Origin of the sequence: Youhaiella tibetensis (genome assembly GCF_008000755.1) — a bacterium.
Lineage (GTDB): Bacteria > Pseudomonadota > Alphaproteobacteria > Rhizobiales > Devosiaceae > Paradevosia > Paradevosia tibetensis.
Genome location: NZ_CP041690.1, coordinates 1,469,838 through 1,489,833, shown reverse-complemented (window position 1 = coordinate 1,489,833; position 19,996 = coordinate 1,469,838). Strand labels below are relative to the sequence as shown.

The window sequence follows — 19,996 nt, the reverse complement described above, 5'->3', positions numbered from 1 at the left end:
AGCGGCTCCGGCAGTTGTCAAAGCAGGCATTTGATGTTGCGACAAAAAAACTTGCAAGCACCCGCCCGCTCATCCCCCACTGGGGATAAGTGGCTAGTCCTGTGCGAGCCAGCGGCCGGCGACTTCGATGTCGGCGTCGCCCAGTTCGTGGCCGAGCGGGACTTCGGCCAGGGCGGTGTCGGCTCCGAGCCGTGTGAGGTCGGCGAAGACCTCGTCGCCCTGATGGTGGAAAAGGGCGTCGTCGCGTCCGAGTACGACGAGCACGCGGCTGCCGGAAAGGTCGGCATCGGTCTTTTCGGCAAGCACCGTGGCGGGCCGCAGGGCGATGGCGCTGCGCACGAGGCCGGGGTGGAACTGCATGGCGGCCAGCAGGAAGTTGGCGCCGTTGGAATAGCCCAGGAACGTGGTCCGCGCCGGATCGATGCCATAGGCCTCCAGCATGCCTTCCACGAAGGCCTCGAAGGCCCGGGCCTCCGAGCGGATATCATCCTGGTCGAACCCGAGCGGCCCATCGCGCCGGAACCAGCGCGCAATCCCCTCCTCGGTCGCCCGGCCGCGCACGCCCACAAGCGTGGCGCGCGGCGCGATCCTTGCCGCCATCGGCATCAGGTCCGCTTCGCTGCCGGCGCTGCCGTGCAGCAGCACGATGGTCGAGCCATCGGGGTCGGGCGGCGTGTGGAACCGATGCACGAAGGGCAGGTCGGCGTAACGGATGCGGTCCTCGTCCGGCATCGAGAACTGCGGCAACATCACCTTGATCGCTTCCGCATTAGCCTGCCGCTCAGGCGGGATCATGAGGCGCGAGCCGAGCGTCTCCAGCGTCTCGTCGACGGTCAGGCCAGGGCCGTCCGTGGCCAGTTCGAACAGGATGTTGCCCGGCGCGCGCACGTACATCGAATAATAGTACTTGCGGTCGTGGACGTTCACGATGCTCGAATTGCGGGCGCGCAGCGCGCGTTCGACCACTTCGAGCTGATCGCGGTCCGGCGTGCGGAAGGCCACATGGTCGGCCACGCCCGTGCCGGGTGCCCCGGGCCAGAAGCCGGTGGCGTCGCGCACGTCGATAACGTCGCCGCTCTGCGAGACGAGGCGCTCGATCGCACCGGCATTGGCGAGGTGCCGGTAGCCGAAATAGGTGGTGAGGAAGGCGCTCGTCTGGTCGGGCACATCGGTAAAGAGAGTAGCGCCGCGTATCCGGCGGACGGCATTAGCCTCGTCTATGCCATGCGCGCTCCAGGGCGGCGCCCCGCCTTCGATCGCGGCGCCCACGAGCTTGACCACGATGCCATCCGGATCGGTCAGGCGCAGCACGGGTTCGCCGAATTCGGCGGAGGGGCCCTGATGCCTGACGTTGTAGTGGAGCGCCCGCGTCAGCCAGAAGCCGATGCTCGAGGGCGGCACCGCCAGGGCGATCTCGCCGACCTGTTCCAGCCCAACCCGGCCGGGCGAGCCATCTTCCCAGGCGAAAAAGGTCAGGAGCGAGCCGGGAGAGCCTTCGCTGTCGCCGTAGAAGAGGTGCAATTGCTCGGCATCCTCGTAGCCGCCGGTGCGCTTGACCAGCCGCAGGCCGAGGAAGCCGGCGTAGAAGTCGACATTGGCCTGCACCTTACGGGTGAGCAGCGTGATGTGATGGATGCCTGAGGTCATCGGCAACGACTAGCAGCCGCCCCGGAAAAACGAAAGGCCGGCGCAATGGCCGGCCTTCGCAAGAAGCTCGTGTGAGGACCGATCAGTCCTTGGCGCGCTCGACATAGGAGCCGTCGGCGGTCATCACGACCACGCGGGTGCCGGTGCCGATATGGGGCGGGACCATGGTCTTGACGCCGTTCGAGAGGATCGCCGGCTTGAACGAGGAAGCGGCCGTCTGGCCCTTCACCACAGGCTCGGTCTCGACGATCTCGAGCGAGACGCGCTGAGGCAGCTCGATGGCGATGGCGACGCCCTCGAAGGTCTGCAGGAACACCTGCATGCCGTCCGAGAGATAAGCGGCCTGGTCGCCCACGACGTCCTTGGTGACGGTGAGCTGCTCGTAGGTTTCCGGCTCCATGAAGTGGTAGCCTTCCGCATCTTCATAGAGATACTGGTAGGCGCGCTCGTCGACATCGGCCTTCTCGACCATTTCGACCGTGCGCCAGCGCTGGGTGACCTTCACGCCGTCCGAGATGCGGCGCATGTCGACGTTGGTCACGGAATTGCCCTTGCCCGGATGGACGTTTTCGGCAAACAGGATGACGTAGAGCTTGCCATCCTCTTCGACGACGTTGCCTTTGCGGAGCGAGGACGCGATGACCTTGACCATAGTTTCTTCCTTGTTCAACGGGTGGCGGCGGCCTAATAGGAACGGCAACTAGGCCGGGCCGCGCATTGATCTCGAGGTGCGCCCTTACCGCAATTCCATCAAAACCGCCAGACCCCAGCACGAAAGACCTTGCACTTGCCCCCCGCCTCTTCGACACCGCAAGTCTCCCCGTGGTGGACGCCGAGCGTGCATGAGGACCGCCGGCCGATCCTCTTGGCGCGCAACCGGATCGAAGCGGCCATCCGTGCCTATTTCGCCGCCCACGAGTTCATCCTGGTCGATCCGCCGGGCCTGCAGCGCTCACCGGGCAACGAAACGCACCTTCATGCCTTCGCCACCAGTGCCATCGGCAATGACGGACTGGGCGAGACGCTCTACCTCCACACCTCGCCCGAATTCTCGATGAAGAAGCTGCTGGCTGCCGGCGAGCGGCGCATCGCCAGCATTGGCCATGTCTGGCGCAACCGCGAGCGCGGCGCGCTGCACCATCCCGAGTTCACCATGCTCGAATGGTATCGCGCCAACGAGCCCTATGATGCCGTCATCGCCGATTGCATCGAGATGCTGCGCATCGCCGCTCGCGAAACTGGCGCGGCCAGACTGCGCTATCGCGACCGCGAAGCCGATCCCTTCGCAGAGCCCGAGCGCCTGAGCGTCGTCGATGCCTTCTCCCGCCATGCCGGCATCGACCTTTTCGGCACCATGAATGGCGAAGGCGAAACCGACGCCGAGGCCCTTGCCGCGCAGATGCGCGCGCGCGGCCTTGCCGTGCCCGCCGAATTCACCTGGTCCTACCTCTTCAGCCGCATCCTGGTCGAGAAGGTCGAGCCCAATCTCGGCCTTGGCCGCATCACCGTGCTCGACCGCTACCCCGCCGCCGAGGCCGCCCTCGCCCGCCGGGCCGCCGACGACCGCCGGGTGTCCGAGCGCTTCGAGCTCTATGCGTGCGGCGTCGAACTCGCCAACGGCTTCGGCGAGCTCACCGACGCCAACGAGCAGCGCCGCCGCTTCATGCTGGAAATGGCCGAGAAGGAGCGCCTTTACGACGAGCGCTACCCGCTCGACGAGGACCTGCTCGCCGCCCTGCCCCTGATGCCCGACACCAGCGGCGTCGCTCTCGGCTTCGACCGGCTCGTGATGCTGGCCACCGGGGCTGCCCGCATCGATCAGGTGCTCTGGGTCCCCGTCGCGGAGCGCCTGCCGTGAACCGCCCCATCCGCACGCCGCAGGAACTGGCTCAGGCCGGCTACATCGGCGCCGGCGAAGTCGATGACGTCGCGCGCGTCGCCGAACGCTATGCCATCGCCATCTCTCCGGCCGTCGCGGCAATGATCGACCCGACCGATCCGGACGACCCCATCGCCCGCCAGTTCGTGCCCAGCGCTGCCGAGCTGGTGACGACCGCGCTCGAGCGCGACGACCCGATCGGCGATCTCACCCACAGCCCAGTCGAAGGCATCGTCCACCGCTACCCGGACCGCGTGCTGCTCAAGGCGGTGCATGTCTGCCCGGTCTATTGCCGCTTCTGCTTCCGGCGCGAAATGGTTGGCCCGCAGGGCCTCGGCACCCTCACGCCCGAGGCGCTGGACAAGGCCATCGCCTATATCGCCGCGCACGAGGAAATCTGGGAAGTCATCCTGACCGGCGGCGACCCGCTCGTCCTCTCCCCGCGCCGCCTGGGCGAGATGATGCAAAAGCTGGCGCAGATCGAGCACCTCAAGATCGTCCGCTTCCATACCCGCGTACCCGCCGTCGAGCCCGAGAGGATCGACGACGCCCTCATCAGCGCGCTCAACGCCTGCGGCAAGACCGTCTATGTGGCGCTCCACGCCAACCACCCGCGCGAACTCAACGCGGCCACCCGTGCCGCCTGCGCCCGGCTCATCGATGCCGGCATTGCCATGATCAGCCAGACGGTTCTGCTCAAGGGCATCAACAACGATCCCGACGTCCTGGCCGAACTGATGCGCGGTTTCGTCGAAATGCGCATCCGCCCCTACTACCTGCACCATCCAGACCTGGCGCCGGGCACCAGTCATTTCCGCGTTTCTATCGAGGAAGGCCAGAAGCTGGTCGCCGGCCTGCGTGGCCGCATCTCGGGCCTCTGCCAGCCGGTCTACATCCTCGATATCCCCGGCGGGCACGGCAAGGCCGAAATTCGCCCGTCCAGCATCGAGCCGCGCGGCGACGGCTGCTTTACCGTGCGCGACTTCCGGGGCGGGGAGCATCGCTATCCGCCCGAGGGATAGATCCCGGCCAAGGCTCCCCCTCCCAGCGCCGCAACCCCTCGTTTTGTAAGTGACTTTCTTCCAGAAGTGCTTTATCCCCTAATATGACGCCGAAGGCGCTCTTTCGACGCCATTTCATGTAAATTTCTTACGCAGTTCCCAGCGAGATTATCGTGCGTGTCTTCACCGCAGCCTTGGCGACCGAAACCAATACCTTCTCTCCCATCTCGATCGATCGCAAAGCCTTCGAAGCGTCGCTTTATGCCCCTCCGGGCCAGCATCCGGAAACGCCCACGCTCTGCTCGGCCCCCATCACCGTCGGCCGCCGCGTCACGCGCGAGCTGGGTTGGGAGCTGATCGAAGGCACCGCTGCCTGGGCCGACCCTGCCGGCCTCATCAACCGCCAGACCTATGAGGGCCTGCGCGACGAAATTCTCGATCAGCTCAAGGCCGCTATGCCGGTCGATGGTGTGGTGCTCGGTCTTCACGGCGCCATGGTCGCGCAGGGCTACGACGATCCGGAAGGCGATTTCCTCGGCCGCGTGCGCGATATCGTGGGACCCGACGTCCTCATCTGCGCCGAGCTCGATCCGCACAGCCACTTCACCGCCAGGCGCGCCGCCGCCGGTAATTTCTTCGTGGTCTTCAAGGAATTCCCGCACATCGATTTCGTCGATCGCGCCGAGGACCTCTGGCGCATCGCCGTTGACCAGCTGACCGGCAAGGCCAGTCCCGTCATGTCGGTCTTCGATTGCCGGATGATCGACGTGTTCCCGACCTCGCAGGACCCGATGCGCTCGTTCGTCGATCGCCTCTACGCCCTCGAGAAGAGCGACCCGGAAATCCTCTCCATTTCCATCATCCACGGCTTCATGGCCGGCGACGTTCCGGAGATGGGCACCAAGGTCATCGTCATCACCGACGGCAACAAGGCCAAGGGCGACGCGCTGGCCGAAAAGCTCGGCATGGAACTGTTCTCCATGCGCGGCACCTTCATGGTCAAGCAGCTGGATGAAAAGGAAGCCGTCGCCAAGGCACTGGCCGCCCCGAAGGGCCCGGTGGTTCTCGCCGACGTCTGGGACAATCCGGGTGGCGGCACCGCGGGCGATGCCACCGTCATTCTTGCCGAACTCATCAAGCACAACGCCCAGGGCGTTGCCGTCGGCACCATCTGGGATCCAATCGCCGTGCAGATCTGCTTCGCCGCCGGGGAAGGCGCCGAGATCGCACTGCGCTTCGGTGCCAAGTCCGCTCCCTTCACAGGCGAGCCGATCGACAAGCTGGTCAAGGTCGTGCGTCTCGTGCGCAACGCCGAGATGCGTTTCGGCGAAAGCTTCGCCCCCTTCGGGGACGCTGCCGTCATCGCCTTCGACGGTTTCCAGGTCATCCTCAACTCGACCCGCGCCCAGAGCTTCGACCCGAGCCTCTTTTCGGCCATGGGCATCGACCCGACGCAGCAGAAGATCCTGCTGATCAAGTCGACCAACCATTTCTACGACTCCTTCTCCAGGATCGCGTCCGAGATCATCTACTGCTCGGCCGGCAAGCCCTACCCCAATACCCCGGCCACCACGCCCTACCGCAAGGCGCGCAAGGACATCTGGCCCAAGGTGGAAAACCCGTTCGCGGGGTAAGCCAAGCAAGCGGGCATGCGCCCACCCTCAGTTCTTCCTCGCAAGGGGGCGGGAAGCGTCCCTCCCCCTTGTTAGGAGGGACAGGAGTTGGGTATCGGGCCAAAACTTGAACTGTGTTCATCTTTGGTTATATTGAAGACGACCAGCTTCTTGCAGGACGCCTTCATGCCACGCACTACAACCATGACCGTTCGGCTCAGCGGCGCCCTGAGCGAGTTCGTTTCCAGCAATGTGAGCGAAACCGGCTCGTACGAAAATGTCAGCGAGTACATCCGCGACCTGATCCGACGCGACAAGGAGCGGGTCGAGCAGGAGACATTCGAGCGGCTCAAGGCCGAACTGACGCTGGCATTTGCTGCGCCGGAAACTGCCTACACGCCACTGACCGCCGCCGAGATCATCGCGCGAAACAAGGCGTAGCGATGGCTCGCATCCTCGTTCAGGAGGCGGCTTCCCATCGGATCGATGAGATTTATCGCTATACCCGCGAGACGTGGGGTCCTGAGCAGGCTGATCGCTACATCGTTGGGCTCTTCGAAGCGTTTGAAGGGATCGAGACCTACCGAACGCGCTCCAATCCCATTCCAGCCGAGTTCGGCGTGGAGGGGTTCTTCTTCAGATACGAAAAGCACATCGTCTATTGGCGGCACCTGACCAGCGGCGACATCGGCATCGTCACCGTCCTCCACGAGCGCATGCACCAGATCGAGCGCTTCAGGACAGATTTCCGATACTAGACCGCAAGAGCCCTGCCCCGCGCCGTGGGGTAAGCGGCGAGCACACCCCCTCCTGAACAAGCAAAAAAGCCGCCATCTCGCGATGGCGGCTTCTTCCCCCAAACAGGCGGCGCTTACTCTGCCGCCCAGTTCCCGTACATGATCGGCATCAGGCCCACGATGTCCTTGAACCGGTTCCAGCTTTTGCGCTCGGGCGTCGTCCAGCCGGCTTCTGCGATAGCGGACAGGCGCGGGAAGACCAGGCGGTCGAAGATGGCGCGGTCGGTCATGGATTCGGACCAGATGCAGCTCTGGATGCCCTTGAGATGCTTGAGTTCGTCGGCGCTCCAACCCTCGCGGGCCTCGAACTCATAGGTCTCCTGCGGGCCCGACCAGCCGGCCCAGCCAGCGCCCGGCTCGGCCCACGAAATGCCATTGGCCATGTCGAGATAGTAGCGCTGGCCCGGCGAGACCACGATGTCGAAGCCGCGCGCGGCCAGCGCCCGGTTGATCTCAACGTTGCGCCAACCGATGACGTAGGACTTGTCCTTGGCCACCGCGTCCCCGTGCGCCGCCTCTTCCCAGCCGCCGGTGATGGCGCCCTTGCTGGCGATGTACTTGTGCACCCGCTTGATGAATTCCGATTGCAGCGCCGCAGTGGGCGAGCCCTCGATCTCGTCGGCGCCGTGATGGTTGCCGAGCTGGTTGAACTGCTTTTCGTGCTTGGCGCGCATGGCCGGGCCGGCCAGCTTTTCGAGCATGTCGAGCGCCAGGGGCGAGCCGGACCAGGCCGCCAGCGGCACTTCGTCGGCGCCCAAGTGGAAGATGTTGGCCGGGAAGAGCTCCAGAACCTCGTCCACGACCGTCCCGACGAACTTGTAGACCGGCTCGTGGGCAGGGTTGAGGCTGTTGTTGGGGAAGCCCTGCACCGACTGGTATTCGCCGGTCTCGCTGGGGTCGCGCAGTTCGGGCAGCGCCTGGAGCGCGGCGTAGAAATGGCCCGGCATGTCGATCTCGGGGATCACTGCGATGCCCAGACTGTCGGCCAGCGCCACGACCTGGCGCACCACGTCTTTGCTGTAGTAGCCGCCCGTCGGCTGCGGGCCGGAGCCCAGCAGCGGCGGCAGCGCCTTGCCGTGGCCGCGCCAGGCGGCGATTTCGGTGAGCTGGGGATAGGCATCGATCTCTAGGCGCCAGGCCTCGTCCTCAGTCAGGTGCCAGTGGAACTTGTTCATCTTGTTCCAGGCCATGAGCTTGATCAGCCGCATGACTTCGGCGCCGGTGTAGAACTGGCGCGCCACGTCCAGATGACTGCCGCGGAACTCGAAGGCCGGTTCGTCCGAGATGGTGCCGCCCGTCGGGAAGATGAAGGTCTGCGGATACTGCCGGGCGCCGCGCAGGATATGTCCGAGCGTGACGAGGCCGTAGAACATGCCCTGCCGCGTCGAGGCCGAGACCGTCGCACTATTGTCGGCGAAGGTGACCTCGTAGGCCTCGGGCCCCATGCCTGCCTTCTCGAGGATGCTTACGGGCATGCCGGCCTCCGAGGCCGGACGCACCAGTGCCTCGACGGGAAAGAGGTCGTCCACGAGGCCTGCAAAGGCGGCGGCGGCACGATTGGCGGCCTCGCCCTGGGGCTTGAGGTCAAAGCCCGGAGGCGCGATGCGCGCGCCGGTGGTGGCAACCGATTTCGGCCAGGGAATGATCGAGACCGGTACGGCGGCCTTGGCCGGCACCGGGAACTTGGCGGCGCCCTTGAGCAGCGGCGCGTTGTGGCCCTTGCCCTTGGTGGGCGCCGTGCCGGTGACCACCGTCGTGCCGTCCGCCAGGACCACATAGCCCGAGTTGGCGCCGTCGCTCCAATGGCGCAGGCCGTAGGAGAGGCCGCGCGCCGTCGCCGTCCAGGTCTGGCCGGGTTCGAGCACGTAGCCGTCGGGCGGGGCGATCAGGGTGTGGTTGGAGAGGCGCTTGAGCAGCTTGCCGTTTTCGAGCGTGGCGTGCGGATCGATGCGCGCGGGGCCGGAAAAGCCGAGCTGGAAGCCGCTGACCGGCTCACTACCGGTGTTGGTCAGCTCGATGCCGTAGCCGAGCGGCTCGCCGTCCGTGGCAGGTGTCCAGGTGGTGACCAGGGAAAAGCTGGGCATGGAAAGTCTCGTGTTGGCGTGTGTTTGAGGCGCCCCGCGCCGGGCGGGCGCGGAGGATGGGGCATGGCGGGAGCGTTTCAGTCCCCGAGGGCTTGGCTGTCGTCACCGTCGCGATTGACGATGAGCTGGTGCTTGATCCGCCGCATGCTGGCGACGGCCGAAGTCTGGATGCGCGTCGCCACGGTCTGGGAGACCGCGTCGATCATGGCGAGATAGGCGTAGCGGGCCGAGGACGGGCGCAGGATGTCGGCCTGCTCGGGCAGGTCCAGCGCCAGCAGCACGTCGGCTTCGGCGGCGACCGGCGAGTCCGGGCGGGTGAAAACGATGCGCGGCATGCCGTATTCGCCGGCAATGGCGAGCGTGCGCGCCAGCTGTTCGTTGTTGCCGCTCATCGAGGAAGCGATGATGGCCGTGCCCTTGGGCGCGCCGGCGGTGCGCATGAGCTGGGCCTGGTGGTCGAGGCACGAGTTGATCCGCAGTCCGAGCCGGAACAGGCGGTTCTCGAGTTCGGTCGCCACCATCGAGGAGGCGCCACCCGAGCCGAACGAAAGCAGGTAGCTCGCGTCCGCGATGCGCTCGGCGGCCTTTTCGATGGCCACCGGATCGACGCTCTCGAAGAAGGCGTAGAGCGCCGACTGGGCGTGATTGATGATGTTCTGGGCGATATCGCGGGCGGTCTTGGGGCCCTCTGCGGGCTGCAGGTACCGCTGGCCCACGAACCGGCTCTGGGCCAGGCGCACCTTGAACTCGGAGAAGCTTTCGCAGCCCACGCGCCGGCAGAAGCGGGTGACGGTGGGGGGCGAGACCTCGGCCGAGGCCGCAAGGTCCACGATCGAGGAGCTCAGCGCGGTTTCCACGTCCGAAAGGATGAGTTCGGCCAGGCGTTTCTCAGACCGGCTGAATGCCTCTTTCTCGGTCTGCAGGTAACCCACGAGGTCGAGCATCAAAATCTCCTTCGAGCCCTTCCACCGCGGAAGGCCCGGCTCATGCGGACGGCTTGACCGCCAGTCCGTTGTCGTCGAATAGGTGACACTGGTTCGGGTCGGCGCTCACGGTCACGGCCTGTCCTTCGGCGATCTCGGGGTCGCCCTCGAAGAGGCCGGTGAAGCTCTCGCCCGCCGGCAGGGTCGCATAGGCAACCGTATGGATGCCCAGACGCTCTACGATGTTGGGGGTAAACGTGAGCTTGAACTCGCCGTCGCCGAGCGACAGGTGTTCGGGGCGCACGCCGACCAGCACGTCCTTGCCCACCAGGCCCGCCTTGCCGCGGCGCGGCAACGTGACCGAGCCGAGCGTGCCCAGGTCGATCGTGGCGTTGCCGCCTTCGATCGAGGTGCACTTGCCGTTGATGAAGTTCATCTTGGGCGAGCCGATGAAGCCGGCGACGAAGAGGTTGTCCGGGTTGTGATAGAGTTCGAGCGGGGAGCCGACCTGCTCGATCTTGCCCGAATTCAGCACCACGATCTTGTCGGCCATGGTCATGGCCTCGACCTGGTCGTGGGTCACGTAGACCATGGTCGAGCCGAGGCGCTTGTGCAGTTCCATCAGCTCGATGCGCATCTCGGAGCGGAGCGCGGCGTCGAGGTTGGAGAGCGGCTCGTCGAAGAGGAAGATCTTGGGCTCGCGCACGATGGCGCGGCCGATGGCGACGCGCTGGCGCTGCCCGCCCGAGAGCATGCCGGGGCGGTGCTCGAGGCGCGATTCAAGCTGCAGGACCTTGGCGGCGCGGCCGACGCGCTCCTTGACCTGGTCGTTGGGCAGCCGTTCCACGCGCAGCGGGAAAGCGATGTTTTCGAAAACCGTCATGTGCGGATAGAGCGCGTAGCTCTGGAACACCATGGCGATGCCGCGCTTGACGGGCGGCAGGTCCTTGACCGGGTTGCCGGCGATGATGATCTCGCCGTCGGTCACGTCCTCAAGGCCCGCGATCATGCGCAGGAGAGTCGATTTGCCGCAACCGGAGGGGCCGACGAAGACGACGAACTCGCCTTCGTTCACCTCAAGGTCGACGCCTTTGATGATTTCAGCTTCGGCAAAGGATTTGCGCAGGCGCGACAGGGTGAGTGCGGACATTGCTGTCAGGTCTCCGGGGTCAAACCGTCCGGCGTCTTGGCCGGGTGGAATTATCTTGGTTGCGGGCCGCCACCGCCGGGAGAACGGTGGCAGCGGCGACCCGCGGCAAGTGGCTTACTTGTACTGCTCGAGTTCGGCAGCGGCCTTCTTGAGGGCGTCAGCCGGTTCGGCCTGGCCGGTCACGACCGACTGGACCATCTCGATCATGGTGTTCTGCAGACCGATGTAGTCGGTGAACAGCGGCTCGGGACCACCGAACTCGATGCCATCCAGGAACGGCTTCCAGTACGGGGACTTGGCGACCAGTTCGTCCGTCTGCGGCTCGAGCGGACGGAGCGGGGTCAGGCCCTGGGCCATTTCGGCATCCCACTGGCGCTCGGGAGCGGTGATGAACTTGGCCAGGCTGATGGCCTGGTCTTCAACACCGGTGCCCTTGAAGACGGCCAGCGAGTCCGTGATCAGCAGCGTGCCGGGACCCTTGGCGTCCGGGCCGAGCGGGAGCGGAGCGACGCCCCAGTTGAGGCCAGCTTCCTGGGCGCGCAGAGCCGCGCCGACCGAGGCGTGGATCATGCCGAGCTTCTTGTCGAGCCAGATGGCGCGCACTTCGTTCTGCTCGTAGGCGGTCGGGCCTTCTTCGGCGTACTTGGTGATTTCCTTGAGGGCCGTCAGGGCAGCCAGGTTCTGCGGGCTGTCCAGCGTGATGTTGCCGTCGGCGTCGATCACCGAGCCGTTGTTGGTGTAAACCCAGTGCAGGAACTGGTGCATGGTGTTGTCGAAGGTCTTGGCGACAACGCCGAAGCCGGCTGCGTCAGTCTTCTCGGAGATGGCCTTGGCGAAGGCGATTTCCTCGTCCCAGGTCTTGGGCGGGGTATCGGGATCCAGGCCGGCTTCCTTGAAGAGGTCCTTGTTCCAGAACAGGGCCTTGGTCGAGAAGGCCACCGGCACGCCCCACTGGGTGCCGTCGAAGGTGACGGTATCGGGCACGTAGTTGTAGTAGGAGGCCTTTTCCTCGTCCGTCATCGGGATCGGAACGATCAGGTCGTTCTGGGCGAACTGCTTGAGCGTACGCGAGCCGACATAGGCGAGCGAGACCGGGGTGCCGGCTGCTGCGAGGGTGGTCACCTTGTCCTGGCACTGGCCCCAACCCACGACTTCGGGGACGACCTTGTAACCAGGATTGGCGGCTTCCCACTCCTTGAAGTAGTCGGCGTAGCCAGCCGTCAGCTCGTCACCGCAGTTGATGAAGGAGATTTCCTTCACGTCCTGGGCGTAGGCGGCCGGCGCGGCGCTGGCGAGCGCCAGCATCGACACGGCCAGAAGTCCGGTAATCTTGTTCATTAATAGTCTCCCTTGATAGACGGCCCATTGGGGCCGCTTCCCTCACTGCTTCACGGCACCGGCGGTGAGGCCGGCCACCAGGTAGCGCTGCAAGAACACGATCACGATCATGACTGGCAGGATTCCGACGAAACTTGCGGCCATCAGCTCGTTCCAGATCACCTCCTGCTTGCCGAAGAAGGCGAAGAGCCCGATCGGCAGCGGCATGAATTCGGATTTCGAGTTGAAGGTCAGCGCAAAGATGAACTGTTGGGCATAGGCGCCGATGAAGGTCATGATCGCCACGACCACGATGCCGGGCATCGCGAGCGGCAGGATCACGCGGCGCAGCGTGTAGAGGCGGCTGGCGCCATCGACCCAGGCGGCTTCGTCCAGCTCGCGGGGAATGCGCATGAGATAGGTGCGCAGCAGCCAGATCGAGGACGGAATGAGGAAGGCGGCGCCGGGCACGATCATGGCCCAGTAGGTGTTGAGCAGGCCGAGCGTGCGCATCAGGCGGAAGAGCGGGATGAGCAGCACGGCGCCCGAGAACATGTTGACGGCTAGGAACCCGCCGAGCATCAGCCCTGCCCCGGTGAACGGGAAGCGGGCGAAGGCATAGGCCGCCGGCACCACCACCGCGATCACCACGAGCGTGACGATGGTCGAGATGAAGAACGAGTTGAAGATGTAGAGCCCGAGCATGGGCACGCTCTGCCACATCGAGATATAGGCGTCGAACGAGCCGTTCTTCGGCCAGAAGCTGTAGGGCGTGGAGAAGAGCAGCGCGAGCGGCTTGAGCGAAACCAGGAAGCCTTCGATGAAGGGCGCCAGCACGAAGAACAGGAACAACGCGATGCCGGCATAGATGCCCACGACCTCGTACCAGCGGTAGCGGTCGATCATCGGCTTGGCGGAGCGCCGCGCCTTCTTGCGCGTGGTGGGCGCGCTCTGGGCGGTGTCCTGGGTATCCGCGGTCGCGACCGCGGCATTGCGGGCAAGATGGCTCATTTGGCTTCTCCGGCGGTAAGCTTGCGGACAGCACGGAAGTAGGCGAGGCAGAAGAGCGTCACGAAGATGCAGATCACCACGGCGCGGGCGGCGCCTTCGCCGTATTTGCGCGAGCCGATGGCGGTCTTGTAGGTGTCGATGATCATCGTGGTGGTCTGCCCGGACGGACCGCCCTGGGTCAGGATCCAGATGATGTCGAACGAGTTGAACGTGGCGATGAGCGAGAGCAGCGACATGGTGATGATGGCCGGAACCATCATCGGCAGCGTGATGCGGCGGAAGCGGTAGAAGCGCCCTGCCCCGTCGGTCCAGGCAGCCTCGTGCAGGTCCTTGGGGATCGACTGCATGGCGGCGAGGAAATAGATCGTCACCATCGGCACGCCGATCCACACGTCGGTGATGATGGTCGCCCAGAAGGCGGTGTCGCCATAGGCCAGCCAGGCAATGGGCTTATCGACGATGCCGAAGTTCTGCAGCAGGCCCGAGATCATCCCGAACTGGCCGTTATACATCCAGCCCCACATGAAGATGCCGATGGCCATGGGAACGACCCAGGGCGGCATGGTGAGGATGCGGAAGAGCGTCTGGCCGGGCAGCGCGGCGTTGAGCAGCACGGCGCCGCAGGTGCCGATGACCATCTTGAAGGCCACCGAGAAGAACGTCCAGATGAAGGTCCGGATGATGACTTCGGTGAAATTGCCGGCGGTGAAGATGCGCTGGTAGTTCGCCCAGCCGACCCAGTCCGATTGCGGCCTGAGCGAGGCGTTGGTGAACGAGAGGAGGAAGGTATCGACCAGTGGGTAGGCGACGATCGTGAGGATATAGAGCGTTGCCGGAGCCAGGAGGGCCAGGGCGAAGAGGGTTGCGCTACTTTGCCTGGTCATGATCGTCCTCCTCAGACCTTGCGCCCCAGTGCAGCGTCGAAACGCTGCCAGATCGGGGTCATGTCCACTACGCTTCGCGTGCGTCGGGCCTCGTCCATGGTGAGGGCCAGCAGGCCCGCTTCGAGCGCATCGACCACCGAAACCGGCAGTTGCTCGCCCTTCTTGACGTGGTTGCCGATATCGGTCGCCATCTGCTCGTCGGCACCGTAGTGCTGGGAGAGCTCGGAGAGCTGGTAGGTGGTGTCGATCAGCCGGTTGGAGGTGCGCGAGTCCGTCACCTGGAAGTAGTTCCGGATGAAGTCGCCTTCAGCCATGCCCTTCGAGCCGATGATGGCGAAGCGGCGGAAATCGTGCGGGACCGACAGGTTGGTGTGGAAGAGCAGCGCCGAGCCGTTCTCGTATTCCACGTTGGCCGTCTGGTAGTCGATGATGTCGCCGTCGCTGTCGAAGACCTTGTCCGAGCCCATCCAGCCGGAAGGCTTGCGGTAATAGACTTCCATGTCGTTGATGCCCTGGCTCTGGGGCGCGTTCTCCGGAACGAAGATCTTGCGGCCACCGAAGGAGGACACGTATTTGGGCCGGCAGCCCATGACCCCGTTATAGAGGTCGAGGTCGTGGCAGCACTTCTCGAGCATGAAGCTGCCCGAATAGCGCTCGTAGCGGCGCCAGTCGCGCATGAAGAAGGCGCCGTGATAGGGCGGAATGGTTTCGGAGGCTTCGATGGAGACGACGCCGCCCAGCAGCCCTTCGGCCTGCGCCTTGCGCAGGTCCTTGTAGAGCGGGGCGTAGCGCAGCACGAGGCCGACCATCACGTTGTCCGAACCGTACTGGCCGATGAGTTCGGCCAGCGCCATCGTCTCTTCGATGGTGGTGACGACGGGCTTTTCGGTGAAGACCTTCTTGCCGTGCTCGAGGCCGGTGCGGATGTGGCCAAGGTGCATGTGGTTGGGCGAGCCGACCATCAGGACGTCGAATTCGGCCTTCTCGAGCAGGTCCTCGAGGGTGGGGTAGGACGTGCCGATGGAGACGCCGTGCTCGGCCGCGTAGGTGGCGCCTGCCGGAGCATCGTCGACATAGCCGACGATCTCGAAACCCGGCACCATCTCGGTGAAGACATGCGCCAAATACCCGAGCCGGAAGCCCAGCCCGATAATCCCTACCTTCATGACGCCCCTGAACCCTTTAGTCTTTTGACGGACTTTTTGCCCGCCACGTTTGTAAACGATTTTCAAGACTAGGAGCGACTTTGGTCGGATGTCAAGCGCCTTCCGCACGGATTTGCATACCAATCTAAGCCGGGCGGGTGAAATCGGTTTCTGAGGTACGTTAAGCCCAGAAAATGGGCGTTTACCGCACGCTTTTCGTGCATTATGGTGAGAAATCGGGCGGGGCCGTGGGCGCGCCCACTTGTCCCTGTGCATGAAAAGGAGGATTTTCATGGACAGGTCGAGGGGACTGCATAAATGTAAATTTCAAACATATTGGCGCGGCGAATCCCCGATCGCGCCACACTGCCGGACGTTTCCCGAACGTCCCTGAACAAAACCTGACAACGAAAGCACGCCGATGTCCAGCTTTATGACCAATCCCTTCCCCAACGACCCTGATCGTCGCGAGATCTGGACGATGCTTGTCGAGCGCGACATCGACGCGTTCCTGGCCGCCGACTGGGGCATGGTGGATGGCGACTTCATCAAGGAAGGTTTCCTGGGGATCGACGCCGGCAAGTCCGACAATCCCGACAGCTGGCGCATCGGCTTCCCCACGCTCGAGGTCTATCGCGACGAGTGGCTGCGCCAGGCGGCCGAGGCCAAGAAGGTCGTCTATGCCGAGGACCAGCGCGCCGGCATCTTCCGCGCCACGAACCTGCAGCACATCGAGATCAACGGCGATATCGCAGTGGCGCACAAGAAGTTCGACGGCACCATCGCGCGCGCTGACGGCGGCGCCGACATCATGAACTGGCAGACGCTCTATTTCTGCCGCAAGGTCGGCGGACAGTGGAAACTGACCGGTTTCGTCGGCTACGCGCCATTCCCCATGGGATCGCCGCGCAAGGCCTGATTCATCCGGGCGCGATCGCAAGGTCGCGCCTTTTTCATTCAAATTTTATCGATTGCGACCGGCTGAATGTCACCTAATCGATTGATTATGCTTATATTTTTTCTCCAGCCCATCGCTTTCGGGAGCTGGCTTCCGCGCATCCCGGATGTGCAGCAGCACCTCGGCGTCGGCCCTGCCGGATTGGCCCTGGCGCTGCTCGGATTGCCGGTCGGCACGCTGCTCACCCTCCCCTTCGCGGGGCGCCTCGTCGCCCGCATCGGCGCGCGCGCCACGATCATCTATGGGTTCATCGTCTATTCGCTGGTGATGGCGCTGCCGGCGCTGGCCTGGAACAGCGAAAGCCTCTTCGTCGCGCTCATGTTCGCAGGCTCTGCCATTTCCACGCTTGAGCTCGGGCTCAACGTCAAGGCCGATGAAGTCGAGAAGCACGGCGGCCGGCCGATCATGAGCACCTGCCACGGCTTTTGGAGCCTCGGCATCATGGCGGGCAGCGTCATCGGCTCGGCCTTCGCCGCGCTTGGCGTCGCCGCCGCCGTCGCCATTCCGCTAGCGGCCGTGATCGTGCTGCCGGTCGCACTCGTCGTCGGCAACGTCCTGCCCGACCACGGCAAGGAAGAGCGCATCGCCGCCGCCGCTGCGCCCAGGGGCAAGTGGCAGCCGCCCGGCCCGATGCTGCTCGGCATCTGCCTCTTCGTCTTCGGCATCGGCATGACCGAGGGCGCCATCGCCGACTGGTCGGCGGTGTTCCTGCGCGACGTCTTCGGCTCGCCGACGGCCCAGGCCGGTATCGGCTACTCGGTCTTCGCCGGCCTCGTGGCCGCCGGCCGGTTCAGCGGCGACTGGCTGCGCACGCGCTATGGAGCAGTCGCGGTCGCCCGGTTCTGCGGGGTCTGCGCCCTCATCGGGCTGGTGATCGTCTACTTCGCTCCCGCCATGCAGGTCGCGATCGCCGGCTTCGCCGTCATCGGCTTCGGCGTCTCGGTGGGTTTCCCGCTGGCGGTGACCGCCGCGGCAAGTCTCAAGGACCGCCCGGCCTCGGCTAGCGTGGCGACACTCTCCTTCATCGCCCTGACCGGCTTCCTCATCGGGCCGCCGATGATCGGGTTCGTGGCCGAGCACACGAGCATGCGAGGCGGGCTGGCCATGCTGCTGCCGTTCCTCGGCCTCAGCCTCATCCTGACCGGCACCCTGCGCGCCGGCATGCCCGCCAAGGCGCGGACAGCCGCCGCCGGCTAGAACCGAAGGGCGGGCCCGCAGGCCCGCCCTTCGCCTTTGGCTACTTGCCTTCCAGCCATTTGAGCATGTCGACGATTTCCTGCTCCTGGGCGTCGATCACCTTCTGCGCCATGGCGCGGGCCCACTCGTCCTTGCCGTATTGCAGTTCGACCCGGGCCATGTCGATGGCGCCCTGGTGGTGCGGGATCATCCCACACACGAACGCGACGTCGATATCGGTCGCCGTCATGCCGGCGGCCATGTCGCTATGCATCGCGTCCATGGTCGCGGCCATAGCCCGATGACCTTCATCGCCCTCGGCGGGCGCGGCGGCCATTGCCGCCATGTCGTGCCCCTTGGCGTTCTCGAGGCAGATTGCGGGAAGCTGCGCGGGCGCGGCGACGGCGCCGTGCATCGAATGGTCCTGGGCGTGAGCCGGCGCGGATGCCGCGATCAGCAGTAGCGCAACGGCGGCGGTGGCGGGGAGGCGCATGACAATCGTTCCTTTTCGTCCTCGAAACGCGCCGTTTGTGCAGCTTGCCACCATTGGAAGGTCAAGCCCCCTTGAGCTTCCCATCATTGGAAGGCTTACCTATATCGATGGCAGTGACGACAAGGAGCCCCGCGATGAACATCGGACAAGCCTCCCGGGCCTCGGGCATCTCGACAAAGATGATCCGCTACTACGAATCCATCGGACTGATCTCGAGCGCCCATCGCACCGATTCCGGCTACCGCGTCTATGAAGACAACGACATTCACACCCTGCGTTTCATCGCCCGGGCCCGCGACCTCGGCTTCTCCGTGGAGCAGATGGGCGATCTCCTGGCGCTCTGGCGCGATCGCTCGCGGGCGAGCGGGGACGTCAAGGCCATCGCCCTCGGCCACATCGAAGAACTCGAGCGCAAGGCCAAAGCCCTCCAGGAGATGAGCAACACGTTGCGGCATCTGGCCAACCACTGCCACGGCGACGCGCGCCCCGACTGCCCGATCCTTGAGGAACTGGCGGAGGCCCCTGCCCCCAAGCTCACCCGCAAGCGCCCGCGCTTCGGCGGCGCGGCGCTCGAGGCCCAGGGCTCCTAGTTTTCCACAGCCTCGGGCAAGGATGAAGGCGCGGCGCCCGGCTCCCCGGCGCAATGCCTTGTCTTGCCGCGATGATTAGGCCATGGCTGGCCTCCCCTGCCCCAAGCCCCGCCCTGATGGTCAAGCCGCTTCTCCTGCTCTCGAACCAGTTCATCTTCATGATGGGCTTTTACATGGTGGTGCCGTTCCTGGCGGCTTTCATGAGGGACGACCTGGCGCTCGAAAGCGTCGCGATCGGTCTGGTTCTGGGCATCCGGACGTTTTCCCAGCAAGGCCTGTTCATCGTGGGAGGCGCCTTTGCCGACCGGCTCGGCCCGCGCCGCCTGATCCTGCTCGGCTGCGCCGTTCGCGTCATCGGCTTCGTCGTGCTGGGTGTGAGCCGCGACTTCGCCACTGTCTTGCTCGGTGCCTGCCTCACCGGCTTTGCCGGCGCGCTGTTTTCGCCCGCGATTTCCTCGCTGGCCGCGAGCGTTGGCGAAGCGCGAAGCCGCCAGGGCAAGGAAACGCGCGCCCACTTCTTCGCCCGCATGGCGGTGTGGGGCGAACTCGGCGCCATCGTCGGGCCGCTGGCCGGCGCCCTGCTGCTCGGCATCGGCTTCCAGGCCATGGCGCTAGGCGGCGCGGCGGTTTTCGCCGCGGCTTATGTGGTTCTCCACACCTATCTGCCGCGCACCTCGCCGAGCGAGGCGCCAAGTCGGGACAATCAATGGTGGCGAGTCTTCAGCGACCGCCTGTTCATCGCGTTCACGCTGGCCCATAGCGGGTTTCTGTTCAGCTACAACCAGCTCTATTTCGCGCTTCCGGTCGAGATCCGCCGGGCCGGCGGCTCTGACGCGGACCTGGCGCCGCTCTTCATGCTCGCCTCGCTGATGGTCGTGACCCTGCAGATGCCGGTGACGCGTCGCGTCAGCACGATCAGCTGGTCGCGCAGCCTTTTCTTCGGCTTCGCGCTGATGGCCCTGGCATTTTTGGCGGTTGCGGCCTGCGCCGCGTTTCCCGCGCCGGCCGGGCCTCTCAGGCTCGTTCCGGCCGCGATGCTGGTCGTGTTGCTGATCCTGGGACAGATGACCGTCAGGCCCGTTGCCATGGACATGGTGCCCCGTTTCGCCAACGGGCGCTCCACCGCCACTTATTATGGCGCGCTGGCTTCGGCGGGCGGCCTCGCGGTGCTCGTGGGAAATGTGCTGCTCGGCCCGAGCCTTGAACACGCCCTCGCACCCGGCCCCGGCGCTGCGCTCCCCTGGATTGCCCTGGCGTCGGTTCCCGCCGTCTGTTCGCTGGCGATAATCCCGATCGTCCGCCGCCTTGCCTTGCGGTCAGGCGCTTGA

At 65.0% G+C, this 19,996-nt stretch carries 19 protein-coding genes; 9 read left to right on the top strand and 10 right to left on the bottom strand.

The features are described from left to right. Positions 1 to 93: 93 nt before the first annotated feature. Positions 94 to 1,647: a VOC family protein gene (locus FNA67_RS07250; protein WP_147655547.1), complete on the bottom strand. Its 1,554-nt coding sequence runs from the start codon at positions 1,645 to 1,647 to the stop codon at positions 94 to 96. Between the two features lie 82 nt (positions 1,648 to 1,729). Next, complete coding sequence (efp, locus tag FNA67_RS07245; RefSeq protein WP_049704554.1) at positions 1,730 to 2,299, bottom strand: elongation factor P; 570 nt, start codon at positions 2,297 to 2,299, stop codon at positions 1,730 to 1,732. A gap of 186 nt (positions 2,300 to 2,485) precedes the next feature. On the opposite strand from efp, the gene epmA reads away from it, so the two are divergent. The 5 genes from epmA to FNA67_RS07220 all read left to right on the top strand — a co-directional run bounded on the left by epmA (position 2,486) and on the right by FNA67_RS07220 (position 6,898). Beyond that, positions 2,486 to 3,505: an EF-P lysine aminoacylase EpmA gene (gene epmA, locus FNA67_RS07240; protein WP_371874360.1), complete on the top strand. Its 1,020-nt coding sequence runs from the start codon at positions 2,486 to 2,488 to the stop codon at positions 3,503 to 3,505. Further along, positions 3,502 to 4,548 (top strand): lysine-2,3-aminomutase-like protein, encoded by a 1,047-nt coding sequence (locus FNA67_RS07235; RefSeq protein ID WP_147655546.1) that lies wholly within the window; start codon positions 3,502 to 3,504, stop codon positions 4,546 to 4,548. The genes epmA and FNA67_RS07235 overlap by 4 nt, the downstream gene beginning before the upstream one ends. A 152-nt stretch (positions 4,549 to 4,700) precedes the next feature. Next, positions 4,701 to 6,161 carry a M81 family metallopeptidase gene (locus FNA67_RS07230; protein WP_147655545.1) on the top strand — a complete coding sequence of 487 codons (1,461 nt, stop codon included), beginning with the start codon at positions 4,701 to 4,703 and terminating at the stop codon, positions 6,159 to 6,161. 165 nt (positions 6,162 to 6,326) lie between these two features. Beyond that, positions 6,327 to 6,581 carry a ribbon-helix-helix domain-containing protein gene (locus FNA67_RS07225; protein ID WP_049707895.1) on the top strand — a complete coding sequence of 85 codons (255 nt, stop codon included), beginning with the start codon at positions 6,327 to 6,329 and terminating at the stop codon, positions 6,579 to 6,581. Positions 6,582 to 6,583: 2 nt separating this feature from the next. Continuing rightward, positions 6,584 to 6,898 carry a type II toxin-antitoxin system RelE/ParE family toxin gene (locus FNA67_RS07220; protein ID WP_049704550.1) on the top strand — a complete coding sequence of 105 codons (315 nt, stop codon included), beginning with the start codon at positions 6,584 to 6,586 and terminating at the stop codon, positions 6,896 to 6,898. Positions 6,899 to 7,011: 113 nt separating this feature from the next. Here the strand turns inward: FNA67_RS07220 and FNA67_RS07215 are convergent, their stop codons facing one another. The 7 genes from FNA67_RS07215 to FNA67_RS07185 all read right to left on the bottom strand — a co-directional run bounded on the left by FNA67_RS07215 (position 7,012) and on the right by FNA67_RS07185 (position 15,472). After that, entirely contained in the window at positions 7,012 to 9,021 is a 2,010-nt protein-coding gene (locus FNA67_RS07215) for a beta-N-acetylhexosaminidase (protein ID WP_147655544.1), read from the bottom strand. A gap of 77 nt (positions 9,022 to 9,098) precedes the next feature. Further along, positions 9,099 to 9,965 (bottom strand): MurR/RpiR family transcriptional regulator, encoded by an 867-nt coding sequence (locus FNA67_RS07210; RefSeq protein ID WP_049704548.1) that lies wholly within the window; start codon positions 9,963 to 9,965, stop codon positions 9,099 to 9,101. 40 nt (positions 9,966 to 10,005) lie between these two features. After that, the gene (locus FNA67_RS07205) at positions 10,006 to 11,094 is read right to left on the bottom strand and encodes an ABC transporter ATP-binding protein (RefSeq protein WP_147655543.1); all 1,089 of its coding nucleotides are present in this window, start codon (positions 11,092 to 11,094) and stop codon (positions 10,006 to 10,008) included. Between the two features lie 114 nt (positions 11,095 to 11,208). After that, positions 11,209 to 12,432, bottom strand: coding sequence for an extracellular solute-binding protein (locus FNA67_RS07200; RefSeq protein ID WP_049704546.1), 1,224 nt, complete (start codon positions 12,430 to 12,432; stop codon positions 11,209 to 11,211). A gap of 42 nt (positions 12,433 to 12,474) precedes the next feature. Then, positions 12,475 to 13,317, bottom strand: a complete 843-nt coding sequence (locus FNA67_RS07195) for a carbohydrate ABC transporter permease (RefSeq protein ID WP_049707894.1) — start codon at positions 13,315 to 13,317, stop codon at positions 12,475 to 12,477. A gap of 101 nt (positions 13,318 to 13,418) precedes the next feature. Continuing rightward, positions 13,419 to 14,306 (bottom strand): carbohydrate ABC transporter permease, encoded by an 888-nt coding sequence (locus FNA67_RS07190; protein ID WP_049704545.1) that lies wholly within the window; start codon positions 14,304 to 14,306, stop codon positions 13,419 to 13,421. Positions 14,307 to 14,317: 11 nt separating this feature from the next. Next, positions 14,318 to 15,472 (bottom strand): Gfo/Idh/MocA family protein, encoded by a 1,155-nt coding sequence (locus FNA67_RS07185; RefSeq protein ID WP_049704544.1) that lies wholly within the window; start codon positions 15,470 to 15,472, stop codon positions 14,318 to 14,320. A 400-nt stretch (positions 15,473 to 15,872) separates the two neighbouring features. On the opposite strand from FNA67_RS07185, the gene FNA67_RS07180 reads away from it, so the two are divergent. Together FNA67_RS07180 and FNA67_RS07175 are read left to right on the top strand one after the other, a co-directional pair. After that, on the top strand, positions 15,873 to 16,370 hold the full coding sequence (locus FNA67_RS07180; protein ID WP_170267241.1) for a hypothetical protein: 498 nt from the start codon (positions 15,873 to 15,875) through the stop codon (positions 16,368 to 16,370). 66 nt (positions 16,371 to 16,436) lie between these two features. After that, positions 16,437 to 17,606 carry an MFS transporter gene (locus FNA67_RS07175; RefSeq protein ID WP_147655542.1) on the top strand — a complete coding sequence of 390 codons (1,170 nt, stop codon included), beginning with the start codon at positions 16,437 to 16,439 and terminating at the stop codon, positions 17,604 to 17,606. 40 nt (positions 17,607 to 17,646) lie between these two features. On the opposite strand, the gene copM is transcribed toward FNA67_RS07175, so the two are convergent. Continuing rightward, the gene (gene copM / locus FNA67_RS07170) at positions 17,647 to 18,078 is read right to left on the bottom strand and encodes a CopM family metallochaperone (protein WP_244616518.1); all 432 of its coding nucleotides are present in this window, start codon (positions 18,076 to 18,078) and stop codon (positions 17,647 to 17,649) included. Positions 18,079 to 18,212: 134 nt separating this feature from the next. Here copM and cueR point away from each other — a divergent pair, with 134 nt between their 5' ends. Together cueR and FNA67_RS07160 are read left to right on the top strand one after the other, a co-directional pair. Then, the gene (cueR, locus tag FNA67_RS07165) at positions 18,213 to 18,668 is read left to right on the top strand and encodes a Cu(I)-responsive transcriptional regulator (RefSeq protein WP_147655541.1); all 456 of its coding nucleotides are present in this window, start codon (positions 18,213 to 18,215) and stop codon (positions 18,666 to 18,668) included. Between the two features lie 116 nt (positions 18,669 to 18,784). Beyond that, a complete protein-coding gene (locus FNA67_RS07160; RefSeq protein WP_147655540.1) occupies positions 18,785 to 19,996 on the top strand; it encodes an MFS transporter in 1,212 nt (403 codons plus the stop codon).

Excerpts from the sequence above, each read along its gene's own strand:
- FNA67_RS07250 (WP_147655547.1), bottom strand. The coding sequence starts at position 1,647 with ATGACCTCAGGCATCCATCACATCACGCTGCTCACCCGTAAGGTGCAG.
- efp (WP_049704554.1), bottom strand. The coding sequence starts at position 2,299 with ATGGTCAAGGTCATCGCGTCCTCGCTCCGCAAAGGCAACGTCGTCGAA.
- FNA67_RS07225 (WP_049707895.1), top strand. The coding sequence starts at position 6,327 with ATGCCACGCACTACAACCATGACCGTTCGGCTCAGCGGCGCCCTGAGC.
- FNA67_RS07220 (WP_049704550.1), top strand. The coding sequence starts at position 6,584 with ATGGCTCGCATCCTCGTTCAGGAGGCGGCTTCCCATCGGATCGATGAG.
- FNA67_RS07215 (WP_147655544.1), bottom strand. The coding sequence starts at position 9,021 with ATGCCCAGCTTTTCCCTGGTCACCACCTGGACACCTGCCACGGACGGC.
- FNA67_RS07210 (WP_049704548.1), bottom strand. The coding sequence starts at position 9,965 with ATGCTCGACCTCGTGGGTTACCTGCAGACCGAGAAAGAGGCATTCAGC.
- FNA67_RS07205 (WP_147655543.1), bottom strand. The coding sequence starts at position 11,094 with ATGTCCGCACTCACCCTGTCGCGCCTGCGCAAATCCTTTGCCGAAGCT.
- FNA67_RS07200 (WP_049704546.1), bottom strand. The coding sequence starts at position 12,432 with ATGAACAAGATTACCGGACTTCTGGCCGTGTCGATGCTGGCGCTCGCC.
- FNA67_RS07195 (WP_049707894.1), bottom strand. The coding sequence starts at position 13,317 with ATGATCGACCGCTACCGCTGGTACGAGGTCGTGGGCATCTATGCCGGC.
- FNA67_RS07190 (WP_049704545.1), bottom strand. The coding sequence starts at position 14,306 with ATGACCAGGCAAAGTAGCGCAACCCTCTTCGCCCTGGCCCTCCTGGCT.
- FNA67_RS07185 (WP_049704544.1), bottom strand. The coding sequence starts at position 15,472 with ATGAAGGTAGGGATTATCGGGCTGGGCTTCCGGCTCGGGTATTTGGCG.
- FNA67_RS07180 (WP_170267241.1), top strand. The coding sequence starts at position 15,873 with ATGTCCAGCTTTATGACCAATCCCTTCCCCAACGACCCTGATCGTCGC.
- FNA67_RS07175 (WP_147655542.1), top strand. The coding sequence starts at position 16,437 with ATGTCACCTAATCGATTGATTATGCTTATATTTTTTCTCCAGCCCATC.
- copM (WP_244616518.1), bottom strand. The coding sequence starts at position 18,078 with ATGCGCCTCCCCGCCACCGCCGCCGTTGCGCTACTGCTGATCGCGGCA.
- cueR (WP_147655541.1), top strand. The coding sequence starts at position 18,213 with ATGAACATCGGACAAGCCTCCCGGGCCTCGGGCATCTCGACAAAGATG.
- FNA67_RS07160 (WP_147655540.1), top strand. The coding sequence starts at position 18,785 with ATGGTCAAGCCGCTTCTCCTGCTCTCGAACCAGTTCATCTTCATGATG.